This is a genomic window from Nitrospirota bacterium (assembly GCA_015233895.1).
In the GTDB taxonomy this organism is placed as follows: Bacteria; Nitrospirota; Thermodesulfovibrionia; order Thermodesulfovibrionales; family Magnetobacteriaceae; genus Magnetomonas.
Genome location: JADFXG010000003.1, coordinates 22,173 through 41,823 on the forward strand (window position 1 = coordinate 22,173; position 19,651 = coordinate 41,823).

The 19,651-nt window shown below is 42.6% G+C and carries 16 protein-coding genes; 8 read left to right on the forward strand and 8 right to left on the reverse strand.

What is annotated here, in order from left to right; genetic code table 11:
* Positions 1-37 precede the first annotated feature (37 nt).
* Together dinD and HQK88_03795 are read right to left on the reverse strand one after the other, a co-directional pair.
* Positions 38-913, reverse strand: a complete 876-nt coding sequence (dinD, locus tag HQK88_03790) for a DNA damage-inducible protein D (GenBank protein MBF0615924.1) — start codon at positions 911-913, stop codon at positions 38-40.
* A gap of 56 nt (positions 914-969) precedes the next feature.
* The gene (locus tag HQK88_03795; protein MBF0615925.1) at positions 970-2,160 is read right to left on the reverse strand and encodes a pyridoxal phosphate-dependent aminotransferase; all 1,191 of its coding nucleotides are present in this window, start codon (positions 2,158-2,160) and stop codon (positions 970-972) included.
* Between the two features lie 145 nt (positions 2,161-2,305).
* On the opposite strand from HQK88_03795, the gene mazG reads away from it, so the two are divergent.
* Together mazG and lipA are read left to right on the forward strand one after the other, a co-directional pair.
* Complete coding sequence (mazG, locus tag HQK88_03800; protein MBF0615926.1) at positions 2,306-3,085, forward strand: nucleoside triphosphate pyrophosphohydrolase; 780 nt, start codon at positions 2,306-2,308, stop codon at positions 3,083-3,085.
* A 1-nt stretch (position 3,086) separates the two neighbouring features.
* On the forward strand, positions 3,087-3,944 hold the full coding sequence (gene lipA, locus HQK88_03805) for a lipoyl synthase (protein ID MBF0615927.1): 858 nt from the start codon (positions 3,087-3,089) through the stop codon (positions 3,942-3,944).
* A gap of 156 nt (positions 3,945-4,100) precedes the next feature.
* Here lipA and HQK88_03810 read toward each other — a convergent pair whose 3' ends face one another.
* The gene (locus tag HQK88_03810) at positions 4,101-4,859 is read right to left on the reverse strand and encodes a hypothetical protein (GenBank protein MBF0615928.1); all 759 of its coding nucleotides are present in this window, start codon (positions 4,857-4,859) and stop codon (positions 4,101-4,103) included.
* A gap of 187 nt (positions 4,860-5,046) precedes the next feature.
* Here HQK88_03810 and HQK88_03815 point away from each other — a divergent pair, with 187 nt between their 5' ends.
* The 6 genes from HQK88_03815 to HQK88_03840 all read left to right on the forward strand — a co-directional run bounded on the left by HQK88_03815 (position 5,047) and on the right by HQK88_03840 (position 14,946).
* A complete protein-coding gene (locus HQK88_03815; GenBank protein MBF0615929.1) occupies positions 5,047-7,026 on the forward strand; it encodes a Cache 3/Cache 2 fusion domain-containing protein in 1,980 nt (659 codons plus the stop codon).
* 24 nt (positions 7,027-7,050) lie between these two features.
* Entirely contained in the window at positions 7,051-7,959 is a 909-nt protein-coding gene (locus HQK88_03820; GenBank protein ID MBF0615930.1) for a hypothetical protein, read from the forward strand.
* 26 nt (positions 7,960-7,985) lie between these two features.
* The gene (locus tag HQK88_03825) at positions 7,986-8,606 is read left to right on the forward strand and encodes a hypothetical protein (GenBank protein ID MBF0615931.1); all 621 of its coding nucleotides are present in this window, start codon (positions 7,986-7,988) and stop codon (positions 8,604-8,606) included.
* Between the two features lie 144 nt (positions 8,607-8,750).
* Entirely contained in the window at positions 8,751-10,739 is a 1,989-nt protein-coding gene (acs, locus tag HQK88_03830; protein MBF0615932.1) for an acetate--CoA ligase, read from the forward strand.
* A gap of 125 nt (positions 10,740-10,864) precedes the next feature.
* Positions 10,865-12,997: an EAL domain-containing protein gene (locus tag HQK88_03835; protein ID MBF0615933.1), complete on the forward strand. Its 2,133-nt coding sequence runs from the start codon at positions 10,865-10,867 to the stop codon at positions 12,995-12,997.
* Between the two features lie 5 nt (positions 12,998-13,002).
* Positions 13,003-14,946 carry a DUF3488 domain-containing transglutaminase family protein gene (locus tag HQK88_03840; protein MBF0615934.1) on the forward strand — a complete coding sequence of 648 codons (1,944 nt, stop codon included), beginning with the start codon at positions 13,003-13,005 and terminating at the stop codon, positions 14,944-14,946.
* Between the two features lie 839 nt (positions 14,947-15,785).
* Here HQK88_03840 and HQK88_03845 read toward each other — a convergent pair.
* The 5 genes from HQK88_03845 to flgL form a co-directional block, all read right to left on the reverse strand.
* Positions 15,786-16,073, reverse strand: a complete 288-nt coding sequence (locus tag HQK88_03845; GenBank protein MBF0615935.1) for an EscU/YscU/HrcU family type III secretion system export apparatus switch protein — start codon at positions 16,071-16,073, stop codon at positions 15,786-15,788.
* Positions 16,074-16,081: 8 nt separating this feature from the next.
* The gene (locus HQK88_03850; GenBank protein MBF0615936.1) at positions 16,082-17,683 is read right to left on the reverse strand and encodes a flagellar hook-length control protein FliK; all 1,602 of its coding nucleotides are present in this window, start codon (positions 17,681-17,683) and stop codon (positions 16,082-16,084) included.
* The gene (gene fliW / locus HQK88_03855) at positions 17,684-18,145 is read right to left on the reverse strand and encodes a flagellar assembly protein FliW (protein ID MBF0615937.1); all 462 of its coding nucleotides are present in this window, start codon (positions 18,143-18,145) and stop codon (positions 17,684-17,686) included.
* Positions 18,132-18,356: a carbon storage regulator CsrA gene (gene csrA / locus HQK88_03860; GenBank protein ID MBF0615938.1), complete on the reverse strand. Its 225-nt coding sequence runs from the start codon at positions 18,354-18,356 to the stop codon at positions 18,132-18,134. Before csrA ends, fliW begins: the two co-directional genes overlap by 14 nt.
* A 130-nt stretch (positions 18,357-18,486) precedes the next feature.
* The gene (gene flgL, locus HQK88_03865; GenBank protein ID MBF0615939.1) at positions 18,487-19,569 is read right to left on the reverse strand and encodes a flagellar hook-associated protein FlgL; all 1,083 of its coding nucleotides are present in this window, start codon (positions 19,567-19,569) and stop codon (positions 18,487-18,489) included.
* Between the last annotated feature and the right edge of the window lie 82 nt (positions 19,570-19,651).

A 19,651-nucleotide genomic window follows, 5' to 3' on the forward strand; every position in this document is an offset into this window, starting at 1 on the left:
GAAAGTATCCTTTACATTAGTGATGGTACTTTTCTCTTTATCGTGTCTCATCAACTGCACTATCTTTTTTGCAGCCGCTAAGTTTATTAGTATTACCATGAAGTTTCTTTTCAGAGGTCTTAACCCGCCGCTCAAGTTTCCTGATGTCTTCCTCCGGGGGTAAGCTCTCAGGTTTGATGCCGCTTTTGTCAAGAAGCTCCCTAACATCCTGATTGTTCTTTACATGTTCAACCGTAATATGTTCCTCACCCTTTAAATTGTCTTTCCTAACGTTAAAATTCGTTATCTCTGTAGCCAGGTCCTTGGCTTTAATAGTAATAGTAGGAAGAAAATCCGCCAAAGGCCTATTTTCAGGGATACCTAATTTCTTTTTCATTTGAAAAGTTGAATGTCCGCCAAACAGTGCATGGTCTCCTTTACTCCTGATTCGTCCAAATCCCTGATTGTCAACGCCTCGCTCATAGATAATATTAGAAAGTTCTTTTTCCGTGTCAACTAATTTCCTTCTTGCACTCAAACGCTCATTGAGATTTATTCGCTCCTCAAGCAGTTCCTGTTTGCGCGTCTGAATTGCAAAATAACTCTGTGCGAATGCTATCTGTTCCTTGCGCGGGTCTCCGTTTTGAGCGATTAAATAACAGGCGTATCGTGTAAGCATTATGTCATCAACCTCTCTTTGCGCACCCTTGGCGATATCTATCATTTTGCTGACGTCAGCAAAATGATCGTTGACATCCTGCCCAGCATTCATACATGCGATTTTAGCCTTCTCTATTACCAATGAAAAATTGCGCCATTGTGTGTAGTCAAGAAGTGTCTGTAAATCCCTCGCCAGCCAATATTCTATACCATTTTCCTGATACGCCGATTCCTCAAATGTTTTGTTAAGTGATACGATAAGCTCTTTCCTCATTCTATTTAACCTCCCCCAAGTTATTACTGTCCCATGGCTAAAATCCATTACCTACGTTATGAAAGCGCCTGAAGAGCCTTCTTAATTCTGTTAAGCCCCTCTTTTATGACCTCCATAGAAGTTGCGTAGGATATGCGGATATAACCCTCCATACCAAAGGCGCCTCCCGGCACAAGTGCCACAGCGGCATCCTCAAGCAGATACATCGCCATATCCGATGAATCTTTAATTTTGCGGTTGCCGACCGATTTACCGAGATGGGCTTTTATGTTTGGAAAAGCATAGAAGGCGCCCTGCGGCCTCCGGCATGATACGCCCGGTATCTCATTTAACTCCTTAACAATGAATTCCCTGCGCTTGTCAAACTCTTTTACCATCGTCTTCACACTGTCCTGCTGCCCTGTCATCGCCTCTATGGCGGCCTTTTGGGAAATTGACATCGGGTTTGACGTTGATTGGCTCTGGATGTTTTCCATAGCCTTAATGACGCTCTTATCTCCGGCAGCATAGCCAATGCGCCACCCTGTCATTGCATGGGATTTTGAAAGCCCGTTTATGACGATGGTTTTCTTTTTCACCTCTTTATCTACTGAGGCTATGCTTATATGAGTGAGCCCATCGTAGAGGAGTTTTTCATATATTTCATCCGATACAATAAAGAGATTATGTTTAAGGGCAACTTCGGCAATTCCCTCAAGAGTTTTCTTGTCATACGTGTAACCGGTTGGATTTGATGGATAATTGAGGATAACTGCCTTAGTTTTTTTCGTGATTTTCTCTTTCAATGAATCCGCTGTGACCATAAATAAATCCTCTTCACGGCAGTCAACGATAACGGGCAGAGCATCGTTAAGCAGCACCTGATCCGGGTACGATACCCAGTACGGAGCCGGAATTAAGACTTCATCGCCAGAGGAGTACAGCGCTTGTGCGGCATTATACAGTGAATGTTTTGCTCCGCATGAGACCACTATTTCAGCTCGCTCGTAATCAAGTGAATTATCTGCCTTTAGCTTATTTATTATGGCATCCTTAAGTTCCGGCACACCGCCCACCGGAGTGTATTTTGTAAAACCCGCCTTAATTGCCTTAATTGCGGCTTCTTTAATGTTATCGGGAGTATCAAAATCCGGCTCTCCAAGAGCAAAACTAATAACATCCACTCCGGAAGCCTTCATCTCCTTTGCCTTTGAGTCAATTGATAATGTTGCCGATGGTTTAATTTTCTTAGCTCTTTCTGATAACATCTTAATCTGCCCTCTTTATTTTTTTGATTTACTCTAACTGAATTGCGTGATTTTAACATATTCCACAGATAAATTTTCGGTTTTTTGGTTAGAGTTTGAACAATTATTGACATGTCTGTCATCTTAAAACTATACTTTCTCTGTTATGTCTGTGACGTTTGATCAACTGGTTGCTATTGTGGAGAGGCTACGTTCAAAGGATGGCTGTCCGTGGGACAAAGAGCAAACGGCTGAAACCATTGTCAATTTTCTGATAGAGGAATCCTATGAGGTCGTGGACTCCATAGAGGAAAAAGACCACGCTAAGATTAAAGAGGAACTTGGCGACCTGCTGTTTCAAATTCTCTTCCTTGCCCGGATAGGGACCGAGGAGGGGCACTTTACCATTGAAGACGTAATCGAGGGTATCAGCACAAAGATGATTTCAAGACATCCGCATGTTTTTGGACAAAAGGTTTGTGCTGACTCAGAAGAGGTGCTTAAACAGTGGTATGATATCAAAAAGAGTGAGGGCAGGCATGATGAATCAATATTAAACGGAGTGTCAAAGTCGCTACCAGCTCTTTTGCGCGCTCAGATGATACAATCGCGTGCTTCACGAGTGGGCTTTGACTGGCAAACGATTAACGATGTTTCAGAGAAACTCGATGAAGAAATCGCAGAGTTTAAATCCGCTCTCACAGAGGAAGGGCCTTCATCAGAACGAGTGGAGGATGAGCTTGGCGATCTGCTCTTTACGATAGTCAACATTTCAAGGTTTTTGAAGCTGAATCCTGAAGCTGCTTTGCGAAAAACTACAAACCGGTTTATCAGACGGTTTAAGTATATTGAGGACAGTGCAAAAGCGCTTGGGAAATCACTTGATGACATGACACTTGCCGAAATGGATAGCTTTTGGCAAAAAGCTAAAGATTGTGGACTTTAAAATGAAAACAGAAAGACTGCCAGAGTGGCTTAAGACTAACACCTTTGAAGATCTCAGAGATACAAAAGTGTTACTGAGAAATAAGAGGCTTAAAACTGTTTGTGAGGAGGCGAGGTGTCCTAACAAGGGCTACTGTTTTAACAAGCCTACGGCTACGTTTATGATTTTAGGCGGCAGTTGCACAAGAAATTGCGGTTTCTGTTCGGTCTCTCATACCGGGGCACAGCCGGTGGATGCCGGTGAGCCGGAAAGAGTGTCTGAGGCTGCGTTTGAGATGAGTCTAAAGCATGTGGTAATAACCTCTGTCACGCGGGATGATTTACCAGACGGAGGCGCCGCCCATTTTGCTAAAACAGTTTTTGCCATAAGAAGGCGGCTGCCTCAGGCTGTAATTGAAGTGCTTACACCGGATTTCAGAGGAGACATAAGCGCTCTTAAAATTGTAACAGACTCAGAGCCCGATGTTTTTAACCACAACGTGGAAACTGTGCCGTCACTTTATTCTGTTGTAAGACCGGAGGCCGATTATAAAACCTCGCTTACTGTGTTAAGAAACGCCCGTGAACTGTCACATGGCACACACATAAAGACAAAATCCGGTTTGATGGTGGGTCTTGGTGAAAGCTTCGATGAGGTAATAGCGGTGCTCAGGGATTTACGGGCTGCTGGCTGCAATTATGTAACAATTGGACAGTATCTGAGACCCAAAAAGTCTAACCTTCCGGTTGTCCAATATGTGCATCCCGACATTTTTTTGAAATACAAAGACGAGGCACAGCTTTTAGGATTTGAAGCCGTTGCCTCAGCCCCGCTTGTGAGAAGCTCTATGGATGCTTTTGAGCTAAATGCAGGGATTTAATAAAAGTCTTATTTCTATTTATTATCACGTTATTACACCCGAAACGCTGGACTGCCGTGTTGTTATTTCCACGACAGTCCCACGTATTTTCCGATGATATATTACTGCAACGTCACCTGAACCGTTTCGCACTACTGGCGCTTTACTCTTGTACAGTTATTGTGCTTTACCCTTTATCTCCGTCATCCCTCTTCCACCCGATTGCCTGTTCTGAGCCCATGTTGCAGGATCAGAGTCAATCACGGTATATGACCCCGGCGGGATAATCACATTAGGATTTGCTATCCATACTGCATTTGGCACACCACCCTGCCCAGGCGTGGTACGCACCCCCCATGGCCCATACATTGTACCATTTGCAGAACGCAGGCCAATGGTCCCGCCTGCTGCTGTTCCCCTGCCATTATTCCAATGATATGTCATGATATTGGTGATTTGATAGGGTCTTGAAGTGTTGAGTACGGTTGGCTGTGTTGGCCCATTACCAACACCCCCCGTATTCATCGCATTAAGAATAATCTCTTCCTGAGAGGATATACCGCCAGCTTGTGGTGTAGTGTTACCTTGCGTTGTTTGTAGGTCCGCACTCCATGGGTAGTTGCCGATCCCTCCCTGGGTAAAGTTTCCGCTCATATGTCCTCCGGTGATTACTCCCGTGTAGCGCTGGTCGGCAACTGCCCGACGGAACGAAATACGGTTGCCGTCAACAGTTAGGTCGAGCATATCCTCCCACACACTGAGCATGAAACGGCCAGAATATTTGCTGTTGTCTCCACTTATCTCCATCTGGCCATGACTGGTGTTAAAGGTAATTTTCCAAGTGCCCGCGATACTGCCAGCCTCCGCCACTAAAGCCATCATAACAACCAGAAACAACGACAAGCCACATACAACTAATGATTTTACATTTCTCATTATGAGTCTCCTTTAGAAATATAATTAGTAAGTGTTTGTAATTTACCATAACCATTCAGTTTTATGTTCGGGTTTCTATATTGGATTTCGGTTTCAATTAAACAGTTAGATTCAACTAAAAACTTGACATTATCTCACATTTAATGTAACTTAAAACATTAATATATCTATACAAAGGGGCTGACACATGAAAGAAAAGTTAGTGTTTAAATTTATAATGCCAATACTGGTTTTTATGGTGATAGCTGTTGTAATTATTCAGTTTTTGCTGATCAATACTGTGAAGTATTATTTTAAGGATACTACAAGTAATCAGATAGAACATACAATGGAGGGCGTGCTTCAGGTACTTTCAACAACAGATGATCTGATGATGACTGAGGTGAAACGTTCCATGGAACACCTGAGGGAGACTTTAGCTGCTAATGGGCAGCCAAGCCGTGGGACAGAAGTGGATGTGGCCGGCAAGAAGGTTCCGGATGTTGTGTTTGGAAACACCGGGCAGGCCAATAACTTTAGCGTTGTGGATTCCGTAGTGAAAACTATGGAGGGTACAGCCACGGTTTTTACTAAAAGTGGTAATGATTACGTCCGGATATCTACAAACGTGAAAAAAAGCGATGGCTCCAGGGCAATAGGCACAATCTTAGACCCCGATGGTAAAGCCATCAAAGCGATAAATAGCGGCAAAGCATATTACGGAGAGGTAGATATCCTTGGTTTGCCTTATATTACAGGTTATGAACCTATTTTTGACAAAGATAAAAATATAATCGGTATAAGTTATGTTGGATACAAGGTTACGTCATTAAAAGGGCTTGAAAATGTAATTGTAGAGGATAAAATACTGAAAAACGGTTTTCTTGCCCTTATAGACGGTAAGGGAAAGATTCTGTTTAATTCCAGGCATGTGTCTCCGGAAAAAATAGAAAAATTAATAGCCTCTAAAGATGACAAGTGGTCTATAGTTGAGAAAATGTTCCCTGCCTGGGGTTTTAAAATTGTAGCCGCTTATCCCTTAAGTGATCTGAGTGAAATGTACAAAAAATTGTTAATTTACGTATCCATAGGCGTAATAGCATTATTTCTGGTATTTATAGCATTTATATTGTGGGCTGTAAAAAGGACAGTTATACGGCCAATAGACAGTATTGTTGACATTTCTGAGGAAATATCCCGTGGTAATTTAACTGTACGGATAGATGCCGGAGTCGGGGGTGAGATAGGCAAACTTCTGGCTTCAATCAGTTTAATGGCAGAGCGGTTGGGCGGTCTTTTAACTAGTATATTTGATTCATCAAAAAACATAATGGCTGTTAGCGAACAGTTAAATGAATCCTCTGTGCAAATGGCCCGCGGAGTGTCTGATCAGTCGGAGAGGGCAACACAAATAGCTGCATCATCTGAGGAGATGTCTCAAACAGTAGTCCACATAGCTGAAAACGCTATCCACATAGAGGCCTCAGCAAAAGAAACCAGTGAAACGGCAAAAGTAGGTGAGGATATAGTGCTTAAGGCAGTAAATGAGGTTAATGCGATAGCAGTTGTGGTTAATGAATCGGCCTCGTTGATATCCTCCCTTGGGCAGAGGTCAAAACAAATCGGGGAGATAATAGGTGTAATCAGAGACATAGCGGATCAGACCAATCTGCTGGCACTAAATGCTGCCATAGAGGCTGCACGAGCTGGTGAACAGGGGAGAGGGTTTGCTGTCGTTGCCGATGAGGTAAGAAAACTTGCCGAAAGAACCGGTAGTGCTACATCTGAGATAAGTACGATGATAACCGCAATTCAAAATGAGGTTCAGGTTGCTGTAAACTCTATGGATAATGGCACAAAGAGGGTACAGGTTGGAGTACAATATGCGCGTGAAGCAGGCAACGCTCTTCATGATATTGTAGGCGGTGTGGATAGTTTTAAGGAGATGGCTCATCAGATAGCCACTGCAACATCGGAGATGTCTGAGGTATCAAACCAGATAACATCTAATATTGAAACTATTGCAAATGTTTCAAGGGACACATCCGATACCACGGAAACTATAAACAGATTAGCAGCTCAACTTAGAGATTTTTCAAAGTCATTAGAAGAAATCCTGAAAGAATTCAATATCGGAGATTCTAAACTTTCATATCATACTGATAATTTACAAAGAAAATTAACCTAAAAATATGTTATCTTAAAGGAGAAAATGGCTAAAAGAGTAGCAACACCGGTTACTAAGAAGATTTTCTTTATGTGTGTGTCTGAGGATGTCGATCATCCCATACGCTGGTGTCTGAAAAATGACTTCAAAAGCCTCATTACTCTAAAAGCATACAAGGGAGTTAAAGATTTAAAAAGGGCTCTGGAGGCCGACCCTTGTAATTATCTAATCGTGGACTCTTTGGTGTTTGACCCTATTTTAAAACACACTGAGGAAATCTTTGCCAAATACCCGTTTTTGAAAATTCTGGTGGTGCTTCCCCCTGAATTAACGGCTGTTGAGGTCAAAAGCATCAAAGAATCGGCATCAGTAACTGATGTAATCATAAGACCGTTTACTCCTGAAAGCCTTTATACAGTCTTGTATGATTCTTTCGGGTTTAAAAAACCAAAAGAGGTCAACATATTCGGTTTAAAAAAAGGAATGGTTGTTGCTGATAACATCTTCTCTCAGTCCGGTTCAGAACCTCTGGTTGAGTGCGGTGTGGTGCTGGATGATGTGCTGATAGAGACACTCAAAAAACACAATATAAAAAAGGTAAATGTTCACGATGATATGACAAAGCTCCTGAACTGCTGGGAATATCAAAAGTGCGGCTTTTTTGGTCAATGTCCTGCCTCTATTTTTGTTGATGCTGACGGATACCTGGGCGGAGTTTGCGCTGGGCGCGGTTGTATGTTTGTAAAAGACACTATTTTAAATAACGAGCTTATCAAGGGTAAGAATTTTGTTGAAAAGGTAACACTTATGTGTTCAAAATGCGAGTTTTGTAAAATTGTGGCTACCGACAGCAAGGGAGCCGTCTCTCATAGCAATTTTGTTGAGCATATAAAAAATAACAAAGCCGATAAAAGAAATGAAAATCCGCTTGTTGAAAAACCAAAGATAAACTAAAGCGTTTTTGTAAGGAGGGACAGCCAGTGAAAAAAGCTGTAGTTTACCTTGCTGTATTTTTAATTTCGATTTTGTCATCAATTACCCAGGCTGTAGCTGCCCCGCCTGAGAATTTTACCGCTGAAATGGCCATCACGGACTTAACTATGAGCATAGCCAAAATGGGCAGCAAAACCCGTATTGAAACACAGAGTGCGCCGGGACTTGTTACAATACTTTCAGCAGACGAAAAAAAAATCATCTATTTATCCACAAAAACAAAAAAGTACGTGGAAGAACCGATGAAAACCACACTTGCACCAATGTATGGAAATGATTTAGTGGTGGAGAAAAAGCCAATAGGGCCTCAGACAATAGCCGGACACAGATGTGAAAGATATGATGCGGTTTTTTCCATAAAAGACCAACCCAATGAGAAACTTGAGGCTATGATATGGGAGGCCGTGGATTTAGGAAATTTAATTATTCGTTATGAATATGAAACAAAAGACAGTGAAGGGAAATCAACCATTGTCACGGCTCAGTTAAGAAACATTGTAACAGGCGGAGCTAAATCCTCTATGTTTGCCGTGCCAAAAGGTTACACGAAAGTGAAATCACTCTCCGAACTGACAACTGGTGCTTCAAACAGCGGCAAAGAGAAATAATTTGAACGCTAAATAGATTTAGGCTACTCTGTAACTTATGCTAAAATTGCGCTATTTTTCGTTCATTTTAATGTATAATAAATGTCATGTAAGATACCATAGTATCATTCGTTACAATTTAACTCTCTGGAGGGAATTGAGCAAATGACTGATAAGAAAAACATCGAGGTACTGATGGAGGAAAAAAGGGTGTTTCCCCCGCCTCAGGAGTTTTCAGATAAAGCCTGCATAAAAACAATGAAACAGTATGAGGAGCTCTACGCTCGTTCAATAAATGACCCTGAGGGATTTTGGGCAGATATGGCACATGAGCACATCCATTGGTTTAAAAAATGGGACAAAGTGCTTGAGTATGATTTCAATAAGCCCTCAGTGAAATGGTTTGAAGGTGGAAAGTTAAATGTGACATATAACTGTCTTGACAGATACGTCAACTCGCCGCTCAGGAACAGGGCTGCAATAATTTGGGAGTCAAACTACGGCATAATAAATAAAACCTACACCTACCAGCAGTTATACACGGAGGTGAATCGTTTTGCTAATGTGTTAAAAAAGCACGGAGTGCAAAAAGGCGACCGTGTGATGATATATCTTCCGATGGTGCCTGAGATAGTAATTTCGATGCTTGCTTGTGCACGAATAGGGGCAATCCACAGCGTTGTTTTTGGAGGCTTTAGCGCTCAGGCCCTAAGAGACAGGATTATAGATTGTGGAGCAAAACTTGTGATAACGGCGGATTTTGGCTCAAGAGGCGGTAAACTTGTTCCTCTTAAAAGCAATGCCGATGAGGCCGTAACCCTCTGCGACTGTGTTAAAAAAATGATAGTGGTTAAAGTTCAGATGATGTCTTCTCCGGATGTTTCTATAAAAGCTGGACGAGACCTCTGGTGGCATGATGAGATGGGAGCAGCGGATATAACCTCATCTTGCCCCCCTGAGTGGATGGATGCCGAGGATCCTCTGTTTATCCTCTACACATCCGGTTCAACCGGAAAGCCTAAAGGGGTTCTGCACACAACCGGAGGCTACCTGCTTTATACAACCCTGACTTTTAAGTGGATATTTGACAACCGTCCTGAGGATATATTCTTTTGCACTGCCGATGCCGGCTGGATTACAGGCCACAGCTACATAGTCTATGGTCCCCTTAGCAGCGGCGCCACAACAGTGCTCTTTGAAGGCATACCAACCTATCCTGATCCTGGGCGCTTTTGGAAAATAGTGGAAAAATACGGCGTTAACGTCTTTTACACAGCCCCTACTGCCATCCGTACTCTTATGCGGGAGGGCGATAAATGGGTACACTGTCATGATGTTTCCTCACTTAGACTTCTTGGCACAGTTGGTGAGCCAATAAACCCTGAGGCATGGATGTGGTACCATGATGTGGTGGGAGGGGGAAAAATCCCAATTGTGGACACATGGTGGCAGACTGAAACCGGAGGCATAATGATAACTCCGCTGCCTGGAGCCATGTCGCTTAAGCCTGGGTCAGCTAGCAAACCATTTTTTGGTATAAACCCTGTGATACTTAAAGAGGATGGGACAGCAGCAAGTGCAAATGAGGGCGGGTATCTTACAATAAAAGACCCGTGGCCGGGAATGCTGAGGGGCACTTATGGTGACCCTGAGAATAAACGTGTAAAAGAGGTATATTTCTCACGTTTTCCGGGTGTTTATTTTACCGGTGACGGAGCAAGAAGTGACGAGGACGGTGACTTCTGGATTATGGGACGCATTGATGACGTTATAAATGTCTCAGGGCACCGCATAGGAACTGCCGAGGTGGAATCTGCCCTGGTTAGCCATGAGCTTGTGGCAGAGGCAGCCGTTGTAGGGTATCCTCATGATATCAAAGGTGAGGCGCTCTACGTGTATGTCACTCTTAACGAGGGAATAGTTCCCACAGAGGAGCTAAAACACGAGCTTGAAAAACATGTTAGAACAGTTATCGGCCCCATAGCCGTACCGGATAAGATTCAATTCACACCATTTTTACCTAAGACCAGAAGTGGAAAAATAATGAGAAGAATCTTAAGGAAAATCGCACACGGTGAACTTGAAAACCTCGGTGACACAAGCACCCTCGCTGACCCCCTCGTTGTTGATGCCCTGGTCAGCGGCAGGCAATAAAGTGGAGGATGGTTTGTTTAAGATTATTGCGTACTATCATATAAAAAGAGGACAGGAGAATATTTAACAAAAAGATAAAAGCGTGTTTTCTTGATGACATTCTGCGTTGCTCACTGGATGCGGCAGTGGTTGCCTGCGATCTTGAGTATCGTATAATTTATTATAATCCCATGGCAGCTCAGCTTTTTAATTGCAGTGTTGAGGAGGCGTTAGGGACAAGCTTCCTGGAAATTCAGGAAAGGCAGCTTGTTATTCCCGATAAATTATCAGAGGCTATAAAAAGGGTCAAAAAAGACGGCGAAATTTCCTACGTTCACAGAAGGACAATATACGGCCAGAATATGTTTCTTGAATCCAGAATTTCTTGCATACAAAATAACAAAGGCCAACTGACAGGATATGTTTTTACCTCACGGGATATAACACCTATGAAAACCCTGTCGGATAAATTAAGTTACCGTGTAACTTTGGAAAATCTTGTTGCCTCAGTCTCAGCCGGTTTAATAAGCATACCTGCCTCAGAACTTTACAATGAAATGAAGAGATCACTTGAGCGGATAGCTGAAACATTAGAGGCCGAGTGCGCATATCTTATCGTATATAACGATGGTGACAACATAGTCCATCAATGGCGGCATACCGATTCTGCAAATGTCTTAGATAACGACACACTGCAGTGGTTTAGGCTCATAGCTAATGACAGCAGAATAACCTTTTATGATAAAACGAATTCAAAACCCTCAGAGGCGGAAAATGAGTTTATACCTAAAGGGGTTTACTCTGTTATCATAGCACCTCTTGTATATGGCGAGAAAAAAATAGGGTTAATCGCCATTGCCTCTGAAACTGAGTACAGGCAGTGGCAGCAGGAGGAGATAGTTGTCATAAAGATGGTAAGTGAGATATTCGTAAGTGCCATGATAAGAAATGAAACAGAGGAAAAACTGCATAAATTGGCGCACTACGATACTCTGACAAATGTACCCAACCGAATGCTCTTCAATGACAGACTAACTCAGGCTATGGAGCAAGCACGGAGACATAATACAATGTTGGCGCTATTGTTTATAGATTTAGACAGGTTTAAGAGAATAAATGACACACTGGGACATGACATAGGGGATTTGCTGTTAAAAGAGGCCGCCGGCAGAATAGAGCTATGCACAAGGAAATCCGATACGGTTGCCAGAATGGGAGGGGATGAGTTTACAGTTATAATGACAAACCTCCAGAAGTCAGATGATGTCTCACGGCTGGCCGCAAAGATTATTACATCGCTTTCGGCGCCCTTTTTTATCAGACACCACGAGTGCTCAGTAGGTGCAAGCATTGGAATAAGCGTGTTCCCAGCCGATACCGACGATGTTGTCACACTGCTTAAAAACGCTGACATTGCCCTCTATCAGGTAAAAGAGCACGGACGTGGGGATTACCAGTTTTTCTCTCCATCAATGAACAAGCGCTCAGTACACAGACTCAATCTGGAAAACAGGCTGAGAAAGGCGCTTCTGACTGATGAATTTTCGGTGCTCTACCAGCCGCAGGTGGGTATCAACAGCGGCAACATCATGGGGATGGAGGTAATAGTGCGGTGGATAAGCGCAGAGTCCGGTTATGTACACTCTTCCGATTTTATTCCGATAGCTGAGGAGGCCGGGTTGATTTTATCTCTGGGTAAGATGGTATTCAGGCAGGTTTGTACGGTAAGTAAAGAGTGGGCTGACATGGGTTTTAACCACATAGCAGTGTCAATAAAAATTCTTGAAAGCCAGTTCAGACACCGGGAACTCCTGGATGTATTTCAAGCAATACTGAAAGAGACCGGAGCCAATCCGGCACTGATAGATATCACACTAAATGAAAACACTGTAATGACAGATGTTGAACAGTCCATCTCAATATTGAAAAAACTAAAAAATCTCGGATTTTCAATAACCATTGATAACTTTGGTACAGGGTATTCCTCTTTAAGCCACCTTAAGAGATTTCCGGCGGATGCTTTGAAAATAAACAAAACATTTATAAATAACATAACCGTGGATACTGACTATTCGGCCATAGCAAAAGCCATAATAGCGCTGGCACACACCTTAGGCCTTAAGGTGGTGGCAGAAGGCGTTGAAACCAATGAGCAGCTTGAATTTCTCCGTGCCGTTAACTGTGATGCAGTGCAGGGGACTTTGTTTACACCAGAACTTGCCCCGTATGACATTCTTAATATTCTTAATGATGAGGCAAGTTTTAAAGTAATGGGCTGACCACAATGGCAGTTGGTGCGCCACATATCAGCTTTAAAAGTGCCGTAAAAATCTCCGCCTATACGATTGCCCTGATTGCTTTTTTCTCCGTCTTTACCCATATTTCACCAGTATTTCCCGCAGCCTTTATAGCTTTGCTTGCGCTGGCTTTTTATTTTGACTTCAAAAAACCCGCTCACATCTCACGGCTTGCGATAAATCTGGTTTCAGTTATAGTGATAGCGGTGTCGGTTTACAGGGTTATGACAGAGGATATAGTTGAGCCGTCAGTTGAGGCGCTGATTATACTTCTTGCCATGAAATTTCTTGAAGAAAAGAAATTCAGAGACTACATGCAGATATATCTGATATCGGTTTTTGTCCTGATGGGCTCAGCTTTGCTCTCGATTGATTTTACTTTTTTTCTGTTTTTTGTAGTCATGTTTTTTCTGACAGCAGTCTCAATTGTGCTTCTTACGTATCACATTGAGGCGCCGGAGTTAATCATAGACAGGGCGTCTTTTATCAAAATAATAAAACGTGCCCTTCTCATACCGCTTGCCTCAATTCCTCTTACAGTAGTTATATTTATGATACTTCCCAGAACAAATTACCAGTTCCTCAGATTTCTAAACCATGGACAGGTTGGGACATCCGGGTTTTCCGACACTGTTTCTCTGGGCAGTGTGTCAAGCATTCAGATTGATAGCAGTCCCGTGTTACGTGCAAGCATGGACCCTGTTGATGAGCAATCTCTGTACTGGCGAGGCATAGTGTTTGACCACTTTGACGGCTTAACATGGAAATCAAGTCTCAGAGAGGATGAAAAACAAGGAAATAAAAACACGCTACAAGGGGGAAAAACCATCCTTCAAACTATTTACCTGCAACCTTACGACAATAAATTTCTCTTTGCACTGGACAGGCCGGTATCGGTAAGCTACAGAGGCTCAAAAATTTCAGAGGATTTTACCGTCTCTCTCAGGGATACCGTTAAGGCTATGATAAAATACGATGTGATTTCAAAAATTGAAGTACCGCTAAACAGTAATGCACGCACAATACCAAATAATACAAAAAGATACCTTCAACTTCCGGACAATGTACCGCCACAAATTCTATCCCTGTCAAAATCCCTGACCGGAGGCCGCAGTACAGATGAGGCGATAAAGACCATCTACAGGTATCTGCACTCAGGCCTTTACACGTATTCGCTTGATAAACTTCCTACCTCAGACACTCCTCTGTCTGATTTCCTGTTTAAGAAAAGGAGCGGTAACTGCGAGTACTTTGCCTCAGCCATGGCACTTATGCTAAGAGCGGCAGGAATTCCAGCCAATGTTATAGGAGGCTACAAGGGCGGAGTTTATAATAATGTCGGCAGATACTACATCGTGCTCCAAAAAAATGCCCACGTGTGGGTAGAGACATTCGTTGAGGGAAAAGGGTGGGTAAGATACGACCCAACCCCGCCTCTTAGCACTAATCCCCTTTTAGCGGAAAAAGCTGAGCTTTCCTCCTACCGCCTGCTTGCCGACAGCATCAACTACTACTGGAACTCTCTTGTAATTAACTACAACTTTGATAAACAGCTAAGCATCTTTAACAAGCTGAGAATTGCCGTAGAAAAACCGGTCTTTAACATTAAGCTAAAGGAAATCCACCCGCAATGGTTGTATTTAGCGTTTCTGCCAATAGTTTTCTTTGTTGGTTATCATTTACTGGTAAAGAGAAAAACAGTTGAGGAAAGATTAATTTCGGAGTTTTATTTAAGGCTAAGCAAACGAGGTTTTGTAAAAAAAAGCAGCGAAGGATTACAGGAATTTGTCCTATCAATAGACGATAAACAGTTAAAAACTGACGCTATGAGATTTGCTCTGGAATTCCAGCAGATATTTTATAAAGACATGAAATTTACCAGCAATAAGGTGCGGCTTTTAAAAGATATTTTGGCCTCTTTAGCTGCCTGATACAGGGTAGCTGCCAAAAAGGTAAAATAATGGTGTAGAAAAAGGACTGGATTCCCGCTCGTAGGCGGGAATGACAAAGTGGCATAACCCTCTTTTTGTCATTCCTGCGAAAGCAGGAATCCAGTTTTTTAGTATGTAACTCGGTATGATAAAACCTGAGAATATGTCATATTTCAGGCACTTTTTTATAGTTGGTTTTTATTTATTTTGTCAATATCTTCAGGGTCTTAGGATTCAGTAAACTCATCATGAAAAGCATTTCCATTTAAAAAATATTCCCAATACCCTTTATATCTCAGCAACAATTTCTTAAACATACGCCCTCGTTGTCTGACATTATATAGCGGTTTAGTAATGAATTGCAACACGCAGCGGAATTTATACCGAATTGCGCTTAAAGATATAAATAAAGGACATGGATTCCTGCCTTCGCAGGAATGACAGGATATGAACCACCCCTTTGTCATCCCGCACTTGTTGCGGGATCCAGTCTTTTTTCTCCGCCATTACATTATTTTACCTTTTTGGCGACAACTCGGTATTAGCGTTAGAAACATAATCTTTTTAAATTTTTTTAATCTGCTCGTCTGTTTAGCGGGCGGAGCTCGCTGTGAAACTTTTTAAGCGGCGGAACGCCGGTTAAAAAACTTTAAACCACAAACATACTGCACTATATAAAAAGAGGAGATTGCTACGTCGCTAACGCTCCTCGCAATGACGTGATAGTATTATCGCTATCACCAAAACCGGGGGTCACGGGGAATCATTCCCCGTGCGGAGAGGGTATAAGGGGGAGGCAGAGCCTTCCCCTTACTTATTACCTTACTATTATTACAGTATTAAAGTGAACCCGGAGGTCTGGGAGCGTTTTTTTTGCTTAGTGAGTAGATAAATGCGAGGACTTCGGCAACTGCCTTGTACAATTCCTGCGGGATTTCCTTGTATAAATCCAGTGCGGAGAGGATCTCAACGAGTTGTTTGTCCTCTTTTATCGGAACGCCGTGAGCTTTGGCAACATCGAGAATCTTCTGTGCCATGAGGCCGCTGCCCTTTGCCACAACACGCGGAGCACTGCCGTCTGTTGGTTTGTACTTAAGTGCTGCTGCTTTTTGGCGTTTCTCTTCCAATATAAAATCTAAACCCTGAGGTTTAATCCCTGTTCTTTTAAATTTTCCATTATGTTTAGTGTTTTCTTTTGCCCTATGTTAATCACTTTCAGAGAAAGCCCGGCATTATGGAAACGATTTTCTAACTCTGTCCTGTTATTAGCAATTAACTCTGTGGTCTCTTTCTTTTCGGCGTGGAAAGAGATAAAAAAACTCCCCTCTGAAACCGTTGTAGATACCGAAAGTTTACCCATACTGCCAAGGTCTAGGTTAATATCGCATGAAAAAGACTTTTTAGCGTGGTACTTGTTTTTTTTAAAAAGCAGCTGTCCGTCTTTCATCTCCGGCCACGAAAAAGGTAAAAACGTGTATATCGTATCGTTGGCTCGTGAGTTTATCTGATAGTGCTCGATGTTTTTTAAGAATTTGTCTATTGTACTGGTTATCTCATCTTTTGATGCTCCGCTATGGCGTAGCACCACTCCAATCCTGTCCTGCTCCACAATGTCTTTTGCTTTCAAAAGCAATGCCTTCTGATCATGAGATAAATCAAGTTTTTCTTTACCGGTTGCAGGCTTATCTATAAGTGACACCGCCTCATCCAACCGCTGTTTTATTACAACTACGAGCTCTTTTTCATTTAAGCTGTGAGCCTGTTTGTCTGCTTGTCCAACCAGTGACTTTAAATCTGACAATATACTTTTGAATTCTGGCACTGCCTCCATCACATCAACCTGTGCGGCAGACACTTGTGCTGCTGGCTGTTGAGTGGCGTTTGCTTGTGTAGCTACTTGTGTTGGGTTTGCTTGTGCAGAGTTTGCCTGGGTGCTGGCTTGTTGAGCAGGCAGTTGTGTAGCGTTTGCTTGTGTAGCTGCTGCTTGCGGGCCTGCTGTTTGCAGGCCTGGTAACTGGGAATTCTGAGTTAAGAAACTTTCAGCCTTAGAGATGAAAGTATCCAGTGTGTTGCTTAGAGTATCGTTAAGATCAAGAGTTTCCACTCCTTCAACCGCTTTTTGCAAAGCCTCGCCAACTAGTTCCTTAACTCCCATACTTTCATTTAAAGCCACATCTTTTATTTTAGTTTCAAACAAGACCCCGGAGTTTTCGATGTTTGCCTTCAGTGCAGGCATAGATATGTCTTTCATATCAGGCATTGTTTGCAGCAGGCGGCCAATCTCCGGAAAAGTATTTTTAATACTCTGCGGCAAATTAGAAAGCATATCTTTTAAAACTTTAAAATCCGAGGTGTCAACACGGGCATCTGAGAGTTGTTTGACCGTTTCATTAACTTTAGCGCTTACCGGGTCCTCGCTTGTGTTATCCACATTGTCGGACTTTTGTTCAACTCCCAAAAACCTGAGCTTGACCTCTTTTCCTGTGCCAACTACCTCAAGATTTATCTTGTCTCCCTCTGTCAAGGGTACATTGGTATATACAAGCAAGGTAGCAGCCTGAGAATCCATAGCTTTACCAACTGGGGGAGTTATCCGCAGGGACACCATGCCAGACTCAATTATATCAAGCACGTCTGCACTTAGCAAATCCCCAAGGGAAAGCGACATGGCTTTTCCTTCAGATGGTCTAAACAGCACCATGTTATCCACATTTGGCAACACGATAGTGTTTATCATTTATGAAAACCTGCTCTTTGTGGCCGTTCCGGTTATGTCCTTATCCAAAACAACCTGTACTCCTCTCATCAGTGTTGCATTAAAAATCAAAGGGCCCAGAAAATTTGCTATTACCTTGCCGTTTTCAACCCTTATTATTACAAGCACAAGTAAATCCTCGGTGTTTTCCAGGTCCAGAAATTTCTTAGTCATAGGGTCTAACACTATAGAAAAGCCCGGCATCAGAACCGCTGGATCGGTAACTATAAAGGCAATATCGGGATCATCCACTGCCTGAAGCCACTTAATCTCTGTATCCTTATAGTCCATCAGCACGTAGCGTTTCAGGTCCGGAAAGCCAAGTATCCCCTCAGGAAAACTAATCACCTTTGAGCTTTCCAGCTCAATTGTGCCAAATCTGGTTGTAACTATCCGTATAGTATCGCTATCCGGGCTATTTTCTTCTATCTTATCCAAGGACATTTTTTATCTCATCAAATTCCGTCACACCCAGGCCGACAGAAAGAATGTTCTCTGATTTTATCTTCTCATAGAGTTCCTGCCTGTAGATTCGTACCCCCGTCGGTGCTTCTATCCCAAGTCTGACTTTGTTACCCTTTATCTCTACCACCGTTATGGTAATAGAGTCGCCCAACTTTATGGCTTCCTCTGACTTCCTTGTCAACACGAGCATCTTGCCCTCCGTTACCGTCCAGTCAACGTTCCCTCGCTGACCTCTCTAAGGATTACTCTTTACTACTCCCACTGCTCCTACTAAATCAGCCTTAGCTTAACACAATATTACACACTTTCTCTATATCAAGTTATTTCAGATAATTCAAAAGTGATTCTGACATTATTTGGAATGAACTTTGCCTCAAAGCCTGCATGGCAAGCTCGGACTTCGACAGATCAGAGACTACCTTTGCAATGTCGGCATCCTGATAATTTGACAGTACCTCCTGAGTTTGCATAGTGGTATCGTCAAGTGCGTTATTGGTTCTGTCTATGTAATTTGCCCTTGCACCTATTGTTGCTCTCACTGTGGCTGTGTTATCAAGGGCCAACTGTATTGGTTTCAGATACGCCTGCATCATATCAACATTATTAGAGTTAAAGGCATTTTCCACACCCTCAACCATCTCCATGTAGTTTGTAAATGACGAGGAACTTATGCCGGCTGCTGTGGGATTGCTTGAGTTGCTTACAGTAATAGTAATCTGCGGCACCTGGTAATTTTGAATTGTGGGAACTGATCCCACCATAACTGATTGTCCTATAGTCTTTTTAGACGGTATGTAGTGGGCAAAGGTGCCGTTATCCAGTCTGATGGTCTGAGTTGTAGCCATAGAAATCATAAATGCTGCTGAGGCGGTTATATTCTCTGTAATCCGTGCTGTGTAGTTTATATCCACATTAATGGGTTTGCCATCACCATTGAAAATATATGCACTCCCTGAGGTGCTGAAGGCCTGTTGATTAACCTTTTGGCCGGAGAAAATATTACGTAACTCATACTTTGTGTTGGCAAGCTGGTAGATACCCTGTCTTATAGTGGAAACCTCCTGCCCTATATCAATTCTGTCAGAGGGCCCTCTTGAACCGTTTGTGCCATCTACGATGAGTTCATCTAAGCGTTGCAGGTTATCGGTTAAGGTGTTCATAGCAGTTTCTGAGGCGTCTAAAAAACCTTTGGCATCATTCATATTTCTTTGAAATTGGCCGTTATCATTTATAGTAAGCTTATAATCCAGAACCTTTGACTCGGCTACGGTGTCATCTGAGGGGCGGTTAATTCTAAGCCCCGAAGCCATCTGTTCCTGCGTATTAAAGAGTTTTCCAAAGTTACTCTGTAAACTATAAGTAACCCTGTCGTTTGTTAAAAATTGAGACATTCTTACGCCCATAAGTGCACCTGCATTATATAGATATCAGTTAGCGATGATAGTGTTGCAGTTTGGTGGCCACTGCTGATTGTATAAAGAAGAC